This window comes from Pseudarthrobacter woesei, assembly GCF_055412745.1.
The window spans coordinates 46,998-63,077 of record NZ_JBVAYU010000001.1; the positions used below are offsets into that span (position 1 = coordinate 46,998).

Sequence of the window (16,080 nt, forward strand, 5' to 3'; positions counted from 1 at the left end):
GGTCAAATGCTAACGGCTTCTGCGCATTTAATCATTCTTTGCGCACGTCTGGATCGCCAGTAGCAACGCGGGGTCACTTCGCGCCCATGATCCCCACGGGAATGGGCGCGAAGTGACCCCGCGTTGCCTGGCTTACCGGGTGACTTCCTCCAGCAACTCGAGCACGTGGCGGTACGGGACTCCCGTGGCCCGGGTCATGCCCAGTTCGCAGGTCCGGTTGCACGAGGCGTGGGCGGCGGCGCCCATGCCGGCCACCTCCGCGGCCTGTTTGGCGGTTGCCGAGGCTGTCAGTTCGGGGTGCAGCAGGCCCCTGTCGCCGGCAAACGCGCAGCAGCCCCAGTTCTCGGGGATCTCGACCCGCTCGGCCACGGCGCCGGCCACTGCCCCGAGGGCGTCGTTGAGGCCCATCCGGGTGGAGGAGCAGGTGGGGTGGAGGGCGAGTAACTCCAGTTTCCCGTGGTCCGGGAGCCGGGGCAGGATGTTGTCCGCGGCGAAGTCCACGGCGTCCACCATGCGCAGGGCACGCTGCCCGGCCGCGGGTGCGTCCGATTCCACGGCCTGGCGCAGGCCCTCGGTGCAGGAGGATGCGTCACAGACGATGGGAAGCTCGCCGTCCCGGGTTGCCCCCCGGAGTGCTGCCAGGGTCTTCTCCCGCATCGTCTTCTCCCCGGCGGCCATGCCCTTGGAGGACCAGGGCGTCCCGCAGCACAAACCGTCAATGCCCACCGGCACGAGGAGGGTGAGCCCGGCCCTGGCACAGAGCTGCTCGAAGCTGTACTGGACGCCGCGGCCTTCGCCTCCAGACCCCGCCCCGGCCGGCCCGAACATGGTGCCCACGCAGGCCGGAAAGTAGACAGCGTCAACCCGACCCGACGGCGTCGGACGCTTCCGCACGGAACCGCCGCCGGGCAGTTCGGCGGAATACAGCGGCACGGCGTCCGTCCCGAGCACTGCCCGCGCGGCCTTGTTCGGCGGGGCAACGACGGCGGCCGGGAGCTTGTCGACCACCGTCAGCGCCAGGGAGGCGCCGCGGGTGACGCCTTCCCAATGCCTGGCGGCAGCGTTCCAGGCACCATTGGCAAGCGGACCGGCGTCGGCCTTCCGGAGGCGCTTCACGAGCGATCCGGTATTGATGTCCACCGGACAGGCGGTCTGGCACATGCCGTCCACGGCGCACGTGTCGACGGACTCGTATTCGTAGTCTTTTTCCAGCTCCCTGACCAGCGCCGTGTCCCCGGCCAGCCGCGCGGATTCGATGGCGCGCAGGGTGACGATCCGCTGCCGCGGCGTGAGGGTGATGTCCTTGCTGGGGCACACCGGCTCGCAGTAGCCGCAGGAAACACAGCGGTCCACTTCCTCCGCCACGGGTGGCGCCGTCTTGATGTGCCGCAGGTGCGCCAGCGGGTCCTCGTCCATCAGCACACCCGGGTTGAGCATGGCGGCAGGGTCGAAGAGCCGCTTGATGGTGCGCATGACGTCGTAGAGTTCATCGCCGTACTGGCGGCGGACGTACGGGGCCATGACGCGCCCCGTCCCGTGCTCGGCCTTCAGCGATCCGCCCTCGGCCAGGACCAGCTCCACCATGTCCTCGGTGAAGGCGCTGTAGCGGTCCAGTTCGGCGGCGGTGGCGAATCCGTCGGTGAGCATAAAGTGGACGTTCCCGTCCTTGGCATGGCCGAAGATCACGCTGTTGCTGTAGCTGTATTTGTCGAAGAGCCGGATCAGTTCCCGGCACGTGCGCCCCAGCACGGGGACCGGGACCACAATGTCTTCCAGCAAGGCCGTGGTGCCCCGAGGCCGCGCCCCGGCGACCGAGGCGTAGAGGCCCTTGCGGAGCTGCCAGAGCTGGGCGCGTTCCCGGGCATCGCCGGTGAACCGGGTTGGGGCGGAGAGTCCAAGCCCGGGAAGGATTCCCTCGCCGCGGCCCTGGAGCTCGGCCATCTGCCCGGGGCTTTCGGCGGAGTACTCCACGAGCAGGGCGGCATGGTCCCGTACCGCCAGGTCCTGCACGACGGCGGGCGTTCCCTTGAGCGTCTGGCCCACCTTCAGCGACAACGCGTCCATCAGCTCAACAGTGGCGGCCCCCGTCCCGACGAGGACGGGCAGCGCCGCGTTGGCGGCCTCGAGGTCCGGGAATACCAGCAGGCCCGTGGCTGCGTGCGGAAGGCGGGGAATGGTGCGGAAGACCGCCTCGGCCACGAAACCGAGGGTGCCTTCGCTGCCGACGATCAGGTGGGCCATGATGTCCACCGGGGTGCGGAAGTCCAGCAGGGAGTTCAGGCCGTAGCCCATGGTGTTCTTCATGGCGAACTGCTGCCGGATCCTGTGCACGGAGTCCGCATTGCCCCTGACCCGCGCGGCCAGCCCGGCGAGGCCTTCGTAGAGTTCCGGCTCGAGGGCACGGAGCTTCTGGTCGGCGTCGGCCGCCCCGGTGTCGATCACCGTGCCCGAGGGCAGCACCACGGTCAGCGACTCCAGGGTGCGGTAGGTGTTGTCCACGGTGCCGCAGTTCATGCCGGAGGAGTTGTTGGCGACCACCCCGCCGATGGTGCACGCCGCCTCGCTGGCCGGATCGGGCCCGAATTTCCGGCCGTAGCGGGCCAGCCTCGCATTGAGCGCCCGCACAGTGACGCCGGGCTGGACGCGGACCCGCGCGCCGTCGTCGAGCACTTCAATGTCCCTGAAATTGCGGCGGACGTCCACCAGCACACCGTCCGTGACCGCCTGCCCGCTGAGGCTTGTCCCGCCGGACCGGAAGGTCAACGGCACGCCTTGGGCCGCGCTGGCCCGCAGCAGCGCGCCGACCTCAGCGGCACTCCCGGCTGTGACGACGGCCTGCGGGATCAGCAGGAAGTGCGAGGCGTCATGGGCGTTTGCGTGCAGGTCTATCGCCCGGGTCTTCACCTGGGCAGGGTCCTGCACCGCGGCGCGGAGGCCTGCCAGGTCCAGGGGAGCCATCAGGGGACCATCCAGCCGAGCACGGGGGTGGACTGCAGGAAGATCAGCACGGTGATGAGCGCCAGCAGCCCCAGGCTCCAGCCGATCAGTTTGCGGAACAGGGTTCCCTCTGCGCCGTCCAGGCCCACGGCGGCGGCGGCCACGGCCAGGTTCTGCAGCGACAGCATCTTGCCCATCACGCCGGCGGAGGAGTTGGCGGCCGCCATCAGCACCGGCGAAAGGCCGGTCTGCGCCGCCGCCGTGGCCTGCATCTGGCCGAACAGGGAGTTGGAGGACGTGTCGGAGCCGGTAAGGGCGACGCCGATCCATCCGATCAGCGGCGAGAGGATGGCGAAGAAGCCGCCCGCGGAGGCCAGCGCGAAGCCCAGGGTGGTGGTCTGGCCGGAGAGGTTCATCACGAAGGACAGGCCCAGGACGGCGGTAACGGTGACGATCGTCCAGCGCAGCTGGACCAGGGTGTCCCGGTAGATGCGCAGGCCCTGTGAGGCAGTGACTTTGTACAGCGCCATGGTGATCAGCCCGGAGAAAAACAGCAGGGTCCCGGTCGCCTTGAGGTGGTCGAGCTTGAACTTGGTCGCCGCGACCGGTTTGCCGGCCGAATCGGTGATGTCCAGGCCGGGCCAGGCGAACGTCACGCTGCCGACCTGACCAAGCCAGGTCTTGACGAACGGGAGCTGGGCCACCGAGAACACCGCGATGATAATCAGGTACGGGGCGATCGCCATCCAGATCTGTCGGGGCTCCGGCCGGGAGTTATCGGCCGGCACCGCGGCGCCGGACCCGGCGGCTGGTGCGGCGGAACCGCCGTCGCGCGGGCTTCCGGTCGTAACGGCGACGGCGGCGCGCGCAGCTTCCCGGGCGACCTCCGCGGTACCGTCCATCCCGATGGTTTCCTTCGGCTGCCAGACCTTCAGCATCAGCAGCACGGCGGCCACCGTGACGACGGCGGCGACAACATCGGTGAGTTCCACGGCGAAGAAGTTGGACGTAACAAACTGGGCCGCGCCGAAGGCGACGCCCGCCACCAGCGCCACGGGCCAGGTCTGCTTCACACCGCGCCGGCCGTCAACGATGAACACCAGGAGCAGCGGAACGATCAGGGCGATAAACGGCGTCTGTCGTCCAGCCATGGACGACAGATCATGCAGCGGCAGGCCCGTAACACCGTTCAGGGCGATGATGGGCGCGGCCATCGCGCCGAAGGCCACGGGAGCGGTGTTGGCCAGCAGCGAGACGATGGCGGACTTCAGCGGTTTCATGCCGGCCGCCATCAGCATGGCGGCAGAAATCGCCACCGGGGCGCCGAATCCGGCCAGGGATTCCAGCAGGGCGCCGAAGCAAAAGGCGATCAGGATGGACAGGATTCTCAGGTCGTTCGAGATGGAACGGATGGTGCGTCCCAGCACTTCGAACCATGGGGTGGCCACGGTGATCCGGTAGATCCACAGCGCGTTGACAAGAATCCACAGGATCGGGAACAGTCCGTAGAAGATGCCCGCCGCGGTGGCGCTCAAGGCCTGGTTCACCGGCATCTTCCAGCCGACGGTGGCCAGGACGAGGGAGAGGGCCAGGCTGGCGAGGGCCGCCCTGGGGGCCTTGACCTTGAAGACGCCCAAAAGGACGAACAGCAGGACGAGGGGAAGCGCCGCGCAAAGGGCTGAAATCACTAGGGACCCGGCAATTGGGTCGAGAATCTGCTGAAACATGAGTCTCCAGATGTGTTAGGCGTCACAACTCCGTGGCGCCCTTCGATTGTCTTACAAGTACACATGATCGTCAAGAGAGGCTTGTTATCTTGTCTGGCAAGATTGGGAGTGAATCAAGAAATTCTTGGCGGGAATGGAGCTCCGGTGACCGGCCGAATTACAGCAGTCTCGATCGTGGACGCGGTCGCCTCGGATTTGCGGAACCGGATCTTTGCCGGTGAGCTTGGATCGGGGGACGCCCTGACGGAGTCAGAGGTCGCCTCCTCGTACGACGTGGCGCGGCCAACGGCGAAGGCCTCGATCGAGAAGCTTGTCGCCGAGGGGCTGCTGGACCGGGGGACCCACAAGACCGCCCGGGTGGTCGAACTCGGCCCGGACTCCGTCCGGGACATCTATCTCGCCCGCGCATACATGGAAAGCGAAGTGCTCCGCCGGCTCGCACGCACCAGGGACGTGCCGGAAGCTGCCGTGCAGGCCAACCGCGACATCGCGGCGGTGCAGACCGGCGCCCCGCTCGACGTCGTCGAACCGGACATGCGGTTCCACACCAGCCTGATCGACGCCGTCGGCAACGAACGCATCAGCCGGATGTACCGCTCGCTCGTGGGCGAGGTGCGGCTGTGTATGGTCCGGATCCAGTCCCTGCACCTCCTGGACACCGCACTGATCCAGGCCGAACACCAGCGGATCCTCGAACTGATCGGGGGCGGCCAGGGCGAGGCTGCCGCCGTGCTGCTCGACGAACATCTGGGGCGCGCCCGGGAACGGCTGGTCGCCGCCATGGGAGGAACCGCCGGCCCCGAAGCCGAACAACCGTCCGGGCTGCTGCCGGAGTAGTGTGTCCGCCGCAACGCAACGCGGGGTCACTTAGCGCCCATAATCCCCGTCGGGATGGGCGCTAAGTGACCCCGCGTTGCTGTGGGTCAGCGGGCCCGCTCGACGCGCTTCTCATCCCAGACCGGCTCGGCGGACTCGTAGACCCGGCCGTCGGATCCGAAGACCAGGAAACGGTCGAAGGTCCGGGCGAACCAGCGGTCATGGGTCACGGCCAGGACGGTGCCCTCGAAGTGGTCGATCGCCCGTTCCAGTGCCTCGGCGGAGTGCAGGTCCAGGTTGTCGGTGGGCTCGTCGAGCAGCAGCAGGGTGGCGCCCGAGAGCTGCAGCAGCAGGATCTGGAACCGGGCCTGCTGGCCGCCGGAGAGGGATTCGTACTTCTGTTCCGACTGCGTTGCCAGTCCGTAGCCGTCCAGCGCCCCGGCCGCAGCTTCCCGGCCCATCCCGGAGCGGTGCTCGTCGCCCCGGTGCAGGATCTCCAGCAGGGTCTTTCCGAGCAGGTCCGGGCGGACGTGGGTCTGGGCGAAGAATCCGGGCCGGATGCGGGCGCCGAGTTTCACGGTGCCCTCATGCGGGACCTCGGCGATGTCGACGTCGGACACCGGCAGGTGCTCGCGCTCCGGGTCGGTGCCGCCGGTGGCGAGCAGGCGCAGGAAGTGGCTTTTGCCGGAGCCGTTCGAACCCAGCACGCCGACGCGGTCGCCGAACCAGACCTCGGTGGAGAACGGCTTCATCAGGCCGGTCAGTTCCAGCTTTTCGGCCACGACGGCGCGCTTGGCGGTCCGGCCGCCCTTGAGCCGCATCTGCACATTCTGCTCGATCGGCAGGGCCTCGGGCGGTCCGGCTTCCAGGAACATCGCGAGCCGCGTCTGCGCCGCGTGGTACCGGTTGGCCATGTCCGAGCGGAACGCGGCCTTGTTCTTGTACATGTTGACGAGTTCCTTGAGCTTCAGATGCTCCTCGTCCCAGCGCTTGCGGAGCTCCTCGAAGCGGGCATTGCGGTCCGCGCGGGCCTCCACGTAGGAGCCGAAGCCGCCGCCGTGCACCCAGGCGCCGGCTCCGTTAATACCAGGTTCGAGGGTGACGATGCGGCCCGCTGCGTTGTTGAGCAGTTCGCGGTCGTGGCTGATGAAAAACACGGTCTTCTTCGACTCGTTGAGCTTGGCCTCGAGCCAGCGTTTGCCGGGCACGTCGAGGTAGTTGTCCGGCTCATCGAGGAGCAGCAGCTCGTCGGGGCCCGCGAAGAGCGCCTCGAGCACCAGCCGCTTCTGCTCGCCGCCGGAAAGGCTCGACGCCGGGCGGTGCTGCGCGCGGTCGAAGGGCAGGCCCAGCGCGGCCATGCAGACCTCGTCCCAGACGGTCTCGACGTCGTAGCCGCCGGCGTCTCCCCAGTCCACGATCGCCTGGGCATAGGCCATCTGGGTGGGCTCGTCGTCGTGCTCCATCATGGCCAGCTCGGCCTCATCCACCGTGCGGGCGGCGGCGGCCAGCGCCGGCGGCGCGGCCGAGACCAGCAGGTCACGGACGGTGGAATCATCCCGGACCTGGCCGACGAACTGGCGCATGATGCCCATGTTGCCGGAGCGGCCGATCACGCCTTCGTCCGCGATGAGGTCGCCGGAGATGATCCGGAAGAGCGTCGTCTTGCCGGTTCCGTTGGGTCCGATCAGCGCTGTTTTGGTGCCGTCCGGGACCTTGAAGCTCACGCCGTTGAGGAGCTGGGTGCCGTCGGAAAGGAAGTAGTCGATGCTGGAAATGTCAATGTGAGCCACGTTTCCATCCTCCCACGGCCCGGCAGCCCGGCCGCGGGCGGCGGTACGGCCGGCCCGGCCGCTAGCTCATCGCCAGAAGATCCGGCCGGCGTGCCGCCCACGGCCGTACCGCCTCGACGGCAGCACCGACTGTAAAGACCGTCGCGTCATCGAAGGGATGGCCCACGATTTGCACACCCGTGGGGATCCCGCAGTCGGCCATGCCGCTCGGCACCGCCAGGACCGGGCACCGGTTGTTGATGTTGAACGGTGCCGTCATGTGGCCCTGCCAGTAGTGCTCGAGCCGAACGCCGCCGGCATCGATCCCGTCAAGGTACATGCCGTCCGCCTCCAGCGCGGCCACCGCGGAGGCGGGGCAGACCAGGGCGTCGAAGCCGGACATCGCAGCGGAAAGCTCGGCCTGGATGCGGGTTTCCGCCCGGATGCCGTCGATGTAGCGGTTCTCCGCGGCGGCCTTGCCTGCGTCCGCCATGAACTGCCGGGTGTACCCGGCCAGGAGTTCCGTTGAGCCTTCGGTCTCGTCCTCCATGGCCGGGCCCAAGAGGTAACCAAAATGGGTGAACATCGTCCGGCCGATGTCCTCGGTGGTCCAGGGCAGTTCGATCTCCTCCACCACCGCTCCGGCAGCACGGAGGGCGGAGGCCACGGCGCGCGTATTGGCCTCCACATCCGCGGCCACGGGATAGTTCCCCAGCCGGATGCACAGCGCGATCCGCAGGCCGGCAACCGACGAGGCGGCGTCGGCACCCGGCCGGACGGACAGCGCCTGACTCCCGGCGAGCGACGTGTGGTCGCCCGGATGCCGGCCCGCCATCACGTTCGCCAGCAGGGCAGCGTCCGCCACTGTCCGCGCCATCGGGCCGTCCCCGCGGTAGTGGTCCGCGGAGAGCGGCGCCTGGCCCGGAATCCTTCCGTAAGGTGCCTTGTAGCCGACAGTTCCGGTGAACGACGCCGGCAGCCTGGTGGAGCCGGCGATGTCGGAGGCCGTGGCGAGCGGCGCCAGCCCGGCGGCCAGCGCCGCCGCCGACCCCCCTGAGGAGCCGCCCGGGGAATACTGCCGGTTCCAGGGGTTGCGCGTGACACCCCACAGCGGGCTGTGGGTCACCGTGGCGCAGCTGTATTCCGGCGTGGTGGTCCGCGCGTGGATAATTCCGCCGGCACGCCGGATCCGGTCGATCACGGGATGGTCCTCCTGTGCCAGATCGCCCTTGCGGGCCACGAGTCCCTGCGAAAGGGTCCGCCCCTTGAGCCCGTGCTTCTCCTTCGCGGCGACCGGAAGCCCCAGGAGGGGTGTCAGGTCCCGGCCGCGGGCATAACTGGCAGCTGCCTGCCGGGCAGCCGGCATCGCTTCCTCAAACAGGGTTTCGGTAAAGGCGTTGATGCCCCCGTTGACGTCCTCAGTCCGGGCGATCACCGCGTCCAGGAGCTCAACGGGCGAGAGCTCCCGCGAGCGGAAGAGCCGCAGCGCCGAGGCTGCGTCGAGGTAGTGCAGCTCCGTCATGCCAGGGCCGCTGCCGGCAGGGAAGGAGCGTCGGCCAGGGCACCGGCTACGAGCTCCCGGGCCACACCGGTGAGCATGTCCACCCCGGTGACCATGTCGGCGTCGGTGGTGAATTCGCGTTCGCAGTGCGATACGCCGTCCACGCTGGGGATGAACAGCATGACTGACGGCGCCACGGTGTTCATGGCAACGGAGTCATGGCCGGCCATGGTCTGGATCCGGCGGGAGGAGAGGCCCAGGTCAGCCGCGACTTTGTCCGCCAGTTCCAGGCCTTCTTCGGGGAATCGGCGGATCGGGCGGATGTCGAAGTCCTTCACGTTGACCTTGATGTCGTGCTCACGCGCCAGCACGTCGATGTCCCCGATGAGCTTGGCGCGCGCCGCCTTGACGATGTCCGGGTCGCCGGAGCGGAGGTCCGCCACGAGGTGCACCCTGCGCGCCACCACGATCGGCGAGTTCGGCTCCAGGGTCAACTGCCCCACCGACGAAACCAGGGCCTCGTCCGCGAAGTCCTTCGTGACATCGTGCACCATGAGAATGATCTTGGACGCCGCCACCAGGGCGTCGTGCCGGTCGGCCATGGCCGTCGCCCCGGTATGCGACTGTTCGCCCAACACCTCAATGTCCAGCTTCTGGGTGTACCAACTGCTGTCCACCAGGCCAATGGCGATCTCTTCCCGCTCCAGGATCCGGCCCTGCTCGATATGGATTTCCGCGTAGCCTGCGACCTCGGGGCCCTCGGCCGTGCCGAGGTAACCGATGCCGTCCAGCGCCTCGCGGACCGTAGTGCCCTTAAGATCCGCCACATCGAGCATCTGTTCCCGCTGCAGGAGTCCCGCAAACACCGAACTGCCCATGATGCTCGGTGCGAACCGGCCGCCCTCCTCGTTGAACCAGTTCACCACCGCCAGGTTGAACCGGGGCGCAGAGCCGCGCTCCGCAACCTCGGCGTCCAGCCGCCGCGCCGCATGCAGCGCGGCGATGACACCGTAGGCGCCGTCGAAACGCCCGCCCAGCGGCTGGCTGTCCAGGTGCGAGCCGATCAGCACATACGGTGCTCCCGGCGCCCACTCGAGGAGCCCGAACATGTTGCCGATTCCATCCACCCGCAGTTCCCAGCCGGCGTCGCGCACCCAGGCGGCAAACCAGTCGCGGGTGTGCGCGTCCTCCGCGGTGGCGGCCTGGCGGTCGACGCCGTCGTTGGCGGTGGCACCGATGGTGGCCACATGGTGGAAGTCGTTGAGGAAAGCTGCTGAGTTCATGGGGAGTCCTTTGGTACTTAGCGGAAAAGAGGAAGAGGGCGGCCGGCTCAGCCCATGCGGCCGCGCGTCTCCGGAACCTTGGTGAACAGCACCAGGAGGAGCACAACGACGGCGGCGGCGGCCATGTAGAACCCGGGGGCGTGCGGCACTCCGGTGCCGCCGACAAGGGCCGTGCCGATAAACGGTGCAGTGCCGCCGAACAGTGCGTAGGCGCCGTTGTAGCTGATCGCCGCCGACGTGAAGCGGGTCTTGGTGGAGAAGATTTCAACGAAGAAGGTGTAGCAGCCGCCGCCGTAGATGCACAGGGCGACGACGAAGAGCGCCTGACCCAGCAGCGCGAGGGGAAGGCTGCCGCTTGTCACGAGCATGAAGCTCGGCACGGAGAAGAGGGCAAGGGCGGCCGAACCTGCAATGAGCATCGGCTTGCGGCCAAAGCGGTCACTGAGCCGGCCGCCGATGGGAAGCAAAACGGCGTAGAGGGCCAGGGCTGCGGCGTTGGCCAGGAGTGACTGCTCGCGGCTCAGGTGGCCGGTGGTCTGGACGTAGGACACGAAGTATGCCGAGAGGAAGTAGAAGCCCATGGCGGTGAGGCCCATAACGAAGATGACCTGCACCATGCGGAGCCGGTTTTCGCGGAAGGCCTCCCGGACCGGACTGAATTCCTTGGGCCGGGCCGCTTTGGCCTCATTGAACGCGTCGCTTTCCACCGTCTTGCTGCGGATCCAGACGCCGAAGAGGGCGAGCGGGAGGGCCAGCAGGAACGGCAGGCGCCAGCCCCACGCCATGAAGGATTCGTTGGACATGGACTGGCTCAGGATCAGGATCATGGTGCCGGCGACCACCGAGGGCAGCGCGGTGGCCGCGATGGTGATGTTGAGCCAGAACCCTCGACGGCTGACGGGGGCGTGCTCGAACACGAACGACGGCGCCCCCACGGATTCGCCGCCGGCCGAGAAGCCCTGGATGAGTCGGCAAAGGACAAGCAGCACCGGTGCCCAGGCACCGATCTGGCCGTACGTCGGGAGCAGCCCCATGAGCGCGGTCGCACCGCCGATGGCGATTAGCGTGATGGTCAGGACCTTGCGCCGGCCGATCCGGTCACCGAGTGCACCGAAGAACAGTCCGCCGATGGGGCGCACGACGAAGGCGACGCCGAAGGTGGCGAAGGTGGCCAGCATCGCCGTGACGGGGTTGCTGCCGGGGAAAAACATCTGCGCGAAGATGACGGCGGTGAGGCCGTAGAGGGTGAAGTCGTAGAACTCGATGAACTGGCCGATGCTGCCGCCTGCCAGGACCCGCTTCTGCATCTTGGTGATGCCGAGGGGTCCGGACGGGGAAGCATCTTTGTCCACGGCGGGGGCGGGCAGGGTGGTCTCGGAAGCGGACTCCGGTTGGTCCTTGAGGTCGTTGGTGGTCATGACAGCCACGCTAGAGGCGCCGTGTTTCCGATGTCCCTTGCCGTGTTACGGGCCTGGGAAATGAATTCTGCTGATGTTGCCGCAATGTTGCCGGCATACCACTGACCGGACATGCCCCGGACACTTTGGGCGTGATTCGGAACCATTGAATCTCCTTTGATCAACATGGTTTTTGCGCGTCGGGACGCGGCGAAGGGCTGTCATTGCGCGGGATATTGCCTCTCGGCTCTCGCCGTCACCGCCGCACTTCACCAACTGTGTGTGATCAGGTTCACATCTGTCCAATTGATAGTTTTTGCGGAACCGATCGTTTTTATCGATACCAAAATGCCCGGGATTCTTCCGTCCACGGTACCCGGTGAGCCCCGGAGGACCCGACGCTAGTGCCGGCCAGCCCCGTAGAGGCGGATGCACGTCTCCTCAAAAGCGAGGGCCCTGCGGGTGGGTTGCACACCCTCCGGCCGGACCAGCATCACCTCGATCGGCGGGAAATCGTCCGTCAGGGTCAGGGCCACCACCCTCCCGCCGGAATACGTCAGGTCGCTGTGCAGCCGTTGGTTCAGCATGGCGTAGCCGTGCCCTTTCGCGACAAACGAGCGGACCGTTTCATAGCCGGCAAAGCGGTGCCGGACGTTGGGCACCACTCCGGCGATTGCGTACAGCTGCTCATAGTATTCCCGGCTGTGCGGGAGATCCAGCACCACGGAGGGCTCGCCTTCGAGATCCCTCAGCGCGATGCTCCGCTCGGGCCGTGACGCCGCCGGGTGTTCAGCATGGACCAGTACATGCGGCGGAACCCGCTCAAGCACCGTGCGCGTGAATCCCCGGCCAAGGCCGAGGTCGTACATCAGCGCCACATCACACTGCCCCTCGAGAAGAGCAGCCTGCAGGCTCGCCAGATCAGCTTCGAGGAAAGATACCTCCACACCCGGATGCTGGACTTCGAAGGTCTGCAGGATTGCCGGCAGCCGGAACGGCGCCAACGGGGAAAAGACGCCCACCTTGAGCTCGCCCACCAGGCTGGTCGCCAGCCCCCGCGCCGATTCATACAGGGAATCTGCGTGTTCCAGAAGGACCTTGATGTCCTGGGCCAGTTGCCTGCCGGAGGGGGTCAGCCGCAGGCCGCGTGTCCTGAGCCGCACGAACAGCTGGGTGGACAGGCTGGCTTCAAGCTGGGCCATCGCCGTGGACAGGGTGGACTGGGTCACCAGCAACCGCCCGGCCGCCGCCGTCATGTTTTCGAGCTCCGCCACCACCGAAAAATACCGCAGCTGGGTCAGTGTGAAGGGCTTCGCCATTCGTCAATGTTCGCATCCTGCCGGGGCCCGGCCGCAATCCCCTCGGTCACAGGGCCCGGAGCCGATGCAACAGGAGGGCGACGTGCAGCGAGGTCCGCGACTCTGCGTCGCCAAGATCCACGCCAAGGACTTCTTCCAGCCGGGCCAGCCGCGCATACAGCGTCGGCCGGCTGAGGAAGCCGTCCCTGGCCAGGGCCGCCTTGTTGCCTCCCGAGTCAAGGTACTGGCCGAGCAGCTCCACGTACCCTCCCCCGCCCCGGGCGTCGGCCGCCAGGACGCCCTCGAGCTCGGATTCCACGAACTGCTGGACGCGCGGGTCCTTTCGGAGCAGGGCCAGCAGACCCCGGAGGCGGACGTCGGTGGCCCGGTAGAACGATTTCCGGCCTTCCCGCAGGGTCGCGGCTGTTTCGGCGACGTGGGAGGCCTCATCGATGCCCGCGGCCGCTTCCAGCAGGGAACCCCGGAGGTGACCGACGCCGATGCTCCACTCCACTTCCGTCTGCCTGCCGGGCTGCCCGGCAGGTGCGCCGGTGCTCTTGAGGGCGTCGGCGAGGCGCTGCAGCGTCGGATCCTCGAGTTGCTTCGCGGGGATGGCCAGGATCATGCCGACCGAGCCGGACCGGATACTCGCGGTCAGGGCGCTGCCCGAAACGGATTTGAGCGCCCGCGAGAGCTGGTCCAGCAGCGCGCGCTCTTCCTGCTGCCCGGCCAGCGGATCCTCACCCGACGCCGCCTGCCGCGAGGGATCCCCGGCTGTTGCGTGGCTCCGGAACACTAGCGGCACGTAGTACGGCGCCCGCCTGAGCCCCAAGGCAGCGGCCCTGGCCTGCGCCTCGTCCTCTCCCAGGCCCCGGGGCTGGCGCAGGGCATTGAGGAGCCCGGCTTGCGCCTGGTGGCTCAGCTCGCGCCGGTCCCGTTCCGCCAGCCGGTTGATAGCCAGTGTTTGCGCAGCGCGTTCCAGCACCATGGCCGCCGCCTCGTCGTCGTCAAGCGGCACCGGAACCACCAGCCTGCCCCAGAGGTTGCCCCGCACGCCGACCGGCGTCTGGAGCCAGTCCTCGGGGCCGGTCCGGGACGTCCCGGAAGGTGACCGCGTGGTGCGCGACCGCCGCTCCCAGTCGTTGAGCAGCTCGGTTGTTTGGAGCTGCCGGGCCGAGTACGCCAGCACAAGGTGGGAGAGGTCCTCCAGGACAACGGGCGCACCGATCATGGCGGACGCCTGCTCCACGACCTGCTGCGTCCCCGCGCTTTCCAGGCTCAGCACCGTGAAGGCCTCGTGGACGTCACGGGCGCGTTCCACCCGTTCCAGCTGTTCGGCAACGATCATCCGGTGCACGATCTCAGTGATCTGCACGAACCGCACCCGCTGTTCCACCACGATCACGGGCAGGGCCGTGCCCAGCGCGGCCGTCCGCAGGGCGTCCAGGCCGAGCTTCCGGTTTCCGATGAGTTCCACCAGCAGGCCGGAAGCTCCCGCCTGCTCGAGGGATCTGATGAACGACGCCGTCAGGCCGGGTTCCTTTTCCAGCTCCAGGCCCGTGGTGAGCACCAGCTCCCCGCCGGACAGCAGTCCGGAAAGATCGAGCACTTCGCTCACATGGACCCAGCGCACCGGGTTGTCCAGCGCGCCGGTGCCGCCGAGCAGGAGCGGAGCCGCCTCGCGGAGCACGGGCAGGTCAAGGATCGAGCGGACGGTGGGCAGCATTTACAAAGTGTAAACCCCGTGCCGAAATTCTTTACACATGGCCCCTTATGGCGTCGGCCTGCGGCGGAAACACTGGATGCAACGCACCCGAGTAACGCATAAGGAGAATCCTTGAACACCATCGAGCACTGGATCAACGGAAGCTACGTCCCGGCCGGCGGCCGGACGGCGGCCGTCACCAACCCGGCCACAGGCAAGGTGACCGGCGAAGTTGCACTGGCGACCAGGGAAGAGGCCCACGCTGCCATCGCCGCCGCCAAGGCCGCGTTCCCCGCCTGGCGTGACACCTCCATTGCCCGCCGGACCCAGGTCCTGTTCGCCTTCCGCGAGCTGCTCAATGCCCGCAAAGGCGAGCTCGCCGCAATCATCACCTCCGAGCACGGCAAGGTCCTCGACGATGCACTCGGCGAAGTGACCCGCGGGCAGGAGGTCGTGGAATTCGCCTGCGGCATCCCGCACCTGCTCAAGGGCAGCTACACCGAGAACGCGTCCACCAGCGTCGACGTCCACTCGATCCGGCAGGCGCTCGGCCCGGTCGCAATCATCAGCCCGTTCAATTTCCCCGCCATGGTGCCCATGTGGTTCTTCCCCCTCGCCATCGCCGCCGGCAACACCGTGGTGATCAAGCCGAGCGAAAAGGATCCGACGGCGGTCAACTGGATGGCGGAACTCTGGAAGGAAGCCGGACTGCCGGACGGTGTCTTCAACGTCCTGCACGGCGACAAGGTGGCCGTCGACGCCCTCCTGACCCACCCGGACATCAAGGCCGTCTCCTTCGTCGGCTCCACACCGATCGCCAAATACGTGTTCCAGACGGCCACGGCCAACGGCAAGCGGGTCCAGGCCCTCGGCGGAGCCAAGAACCACATGATCGTCCTGCCCGACGCCGACCTCGACCTCGCCGCCGACGCCGCTATCAACGCAGGCTTCGGCTCCGCCGGCGAACGATGCATGGCCATTTCGGCACTGCTCGCCGTCGGCGGCATCGGCGATGAGCTGGTGGCCAAAATCGCCCAGCGGGCTGCAACGCTGCGCACCGGCGACGGCCTGCGCGGCTGCGACATGGGTCCGCTTGTCACCGCCGCGCACCGGGACAAGGTCGCAGGCTACATCGACGCCGGCGAAGCGGCCGGTGCCGGCCTCGTCGTCGACGGCCGATCCATCGCCCCGGATGCGGAAGGCGACGGCTTCTTCGTTGGCCCCACACTCTTCGACCACGTCACCACGGACATGTCCATCTACACCGATGAGATCTTCGGCCCCGTCCTCTCCGTCCTCCGGGTGGACAGCTACGACGAGGCACTCGCGATGATCAACGCCAACCCCTACGGCAACGGCACCGCGATCTTCACCAACGACGGCGGTGCGGCCCGGCGCTTTGAGAACGAAGTGGAGGTTGGCATGGTGGGCATCAACGTCCCGGTGCCGGTTCCCATGGCCTACTATTCGTTCGGCGGCTGGAAGAACTCGCTGTTCGGGGATACCCACGCCCACGGCACCGAGGGCGTCGGTTTCTTCACCCGCGGCAAAGCCGTCACCTCCCGCTGGCTGGATCCTAGCCATGGCGGCATCAACCTCGGCTTCCCGCAGAACGCCTGAGCCGCACGCATCCGAAAGGCAGCCGAC

At 67.6% G+C, this 16,080-nt stretch carries 10 protein-coding genes; 2 read left to right on the forward strand and 8 right to left on the reverse strand.

The window, feature by feature from the left end:
- Positions 1–132 precede the first annotated feature (132 nt).
- Together ACZYZE_RS00265 and ACZYZE_RS00270 are read right to left on the reverse strand one after the other, a co-directional pair.
- A complete protein-coding gene (locus ACZYZE_RS00265) occupies positions 133–2,958 on the reverse strand; it encodes an FAD-binding and (Fe-S)-binding domain-containing protein (protein ID WP_463905594.1) in 2,826 nt (941 codons plus the stop codon).
- On the reverse strand, positions 2,958–4,664 hold the full coding sequence (locus tag ACZYZE_RS00270; protein WP_463905596.1) for an L-lactate permease: 1,707 nt from the start codon (positions 4,662–4,664) through the stop codon (positions 2,958–2,960). Before ACZYZE_RS00270 ends, ACZYZE_RS00265 begins: the two co-directional genes overlap by 1 nt.
- 144 nt (positions 4,665–4,808) lie before the next feature.
- On the opposite strand from ACZYZE_RS00270, the gene ACZYZE_RS00275 reads away from it, so the two are divergent.
- Positions 4,809–5,501: a GntR family transcriptional regulator gene (locus tag ACZYZE_RS00275; RefSeq protein ID WP_459319778.1), complete on the forward strand. Its 693-nt coding sequence runs from the start codon at positions 4,809–4,811 to the stop codon at positions 5,499–5,501.
- Between the two features lie 86 nt (positions 5,502–5,587).
- Here ACZYZE_RS00275 and ACZYZE_RS00280 read toward each other — a convergent pair whose 3' ends face one another.
- The 6 genes from ACZYZE_RS00280 to ACZYZE_RS00305 form a co-directional block, all read right to left on the reverse strand.
- Positions 5,588–7,270: an ABC-F family ATP-binding cassette domain-containing protein gene (locus ACZYZE_RS00280; RefSeq protein WP_463905599.1), complete on the reverse strand. Its 1,683-nt coding sequence runs from the start codon at positions 7,268–7,270 to the stop codon at positions 5,588–5,590.
- A 61-nt stretch (positions 7,271–7,331) separates the two neighbouring features.
- The gene (locus tag ACZYZE_RS00285) at positions 7,332–8,771 is read right to left on the reverse strand and encodes an amidase (RefSeq protein WP_463905601.1); all 1,440 of its coding nucleotides are present in this window, start codon (positions 8,769–8,771) and stop codon (positions 7,332–7,334) included.
- Positions 8,768–10,033, reverse strand: a complete 1,266-nt coding sequence (locus tag ACZYZE_RS00290) for a M20 family metallo-hydrolase (protein ID WP_463905603.1) — start codon at positions 10,031–10,033, stop codon at positions 8,768–8,770. Before ACZYZE_RS00290 ends, ACZYZE_RS00285 begins: the two co-directional genes overlap by 4 nt.
- Before the next feature lie 47 nt (positions 10,034–10,080).
- On the reverse strand, positions 10,081–11,451 hold the full coding sequence (locus ACZYZE_RS00295) for an MFS transporter (protein ID WP_459318510.1): 1,371 nt from the start codon (positions 11,449–11,451) through the stop codon (positions 10,081–10,083).
- Positions 11,452–11,831: 380 nt separating this feature from the next.
- Entirely contained in the window at positions 11,832–12,749 is a 918-nt protein-coding gene (locus ACZYZE_RS00300; protein WP_463905605.1) for a LysR substrate-binding domain-containing protein, read from the reverse strand.
- Positions 12,750–12,795: 46 nt separating this feature from the next.
- Positions 12,796–14,454: a PucR family transcriptional regulator gene (locus tag ACZYZE_RS00305; RefSeq protein WP_459318508.1), complete on the reverse strand. Its 1,659-nt coding sequence runs from the start codon at positions 14,452–14,454 to the stop codon at positions 12,796–12,798.
- Between the two features lie 111 nt (positions 14,455–14,565).
- Between ACZYZE_RS00305 and ACZYZE_RS00310 the strand changes: the two genes are divergently transcribed.
- On the forward strand, positions 14,566–16,053 hold the full coding sequence (locus ACZYZE_RS00310) for a CoA-acylating methylmalonate-semialdehyde dehydrogenase (RefSeq protein WP_459318507.1): 1,488 nt from the start codon (positions 14,566–14,568) through the stop codon (positions 16,051–16,053).
- Positions 16,054–16,080 lie beyond the last annotated feature (27 nt).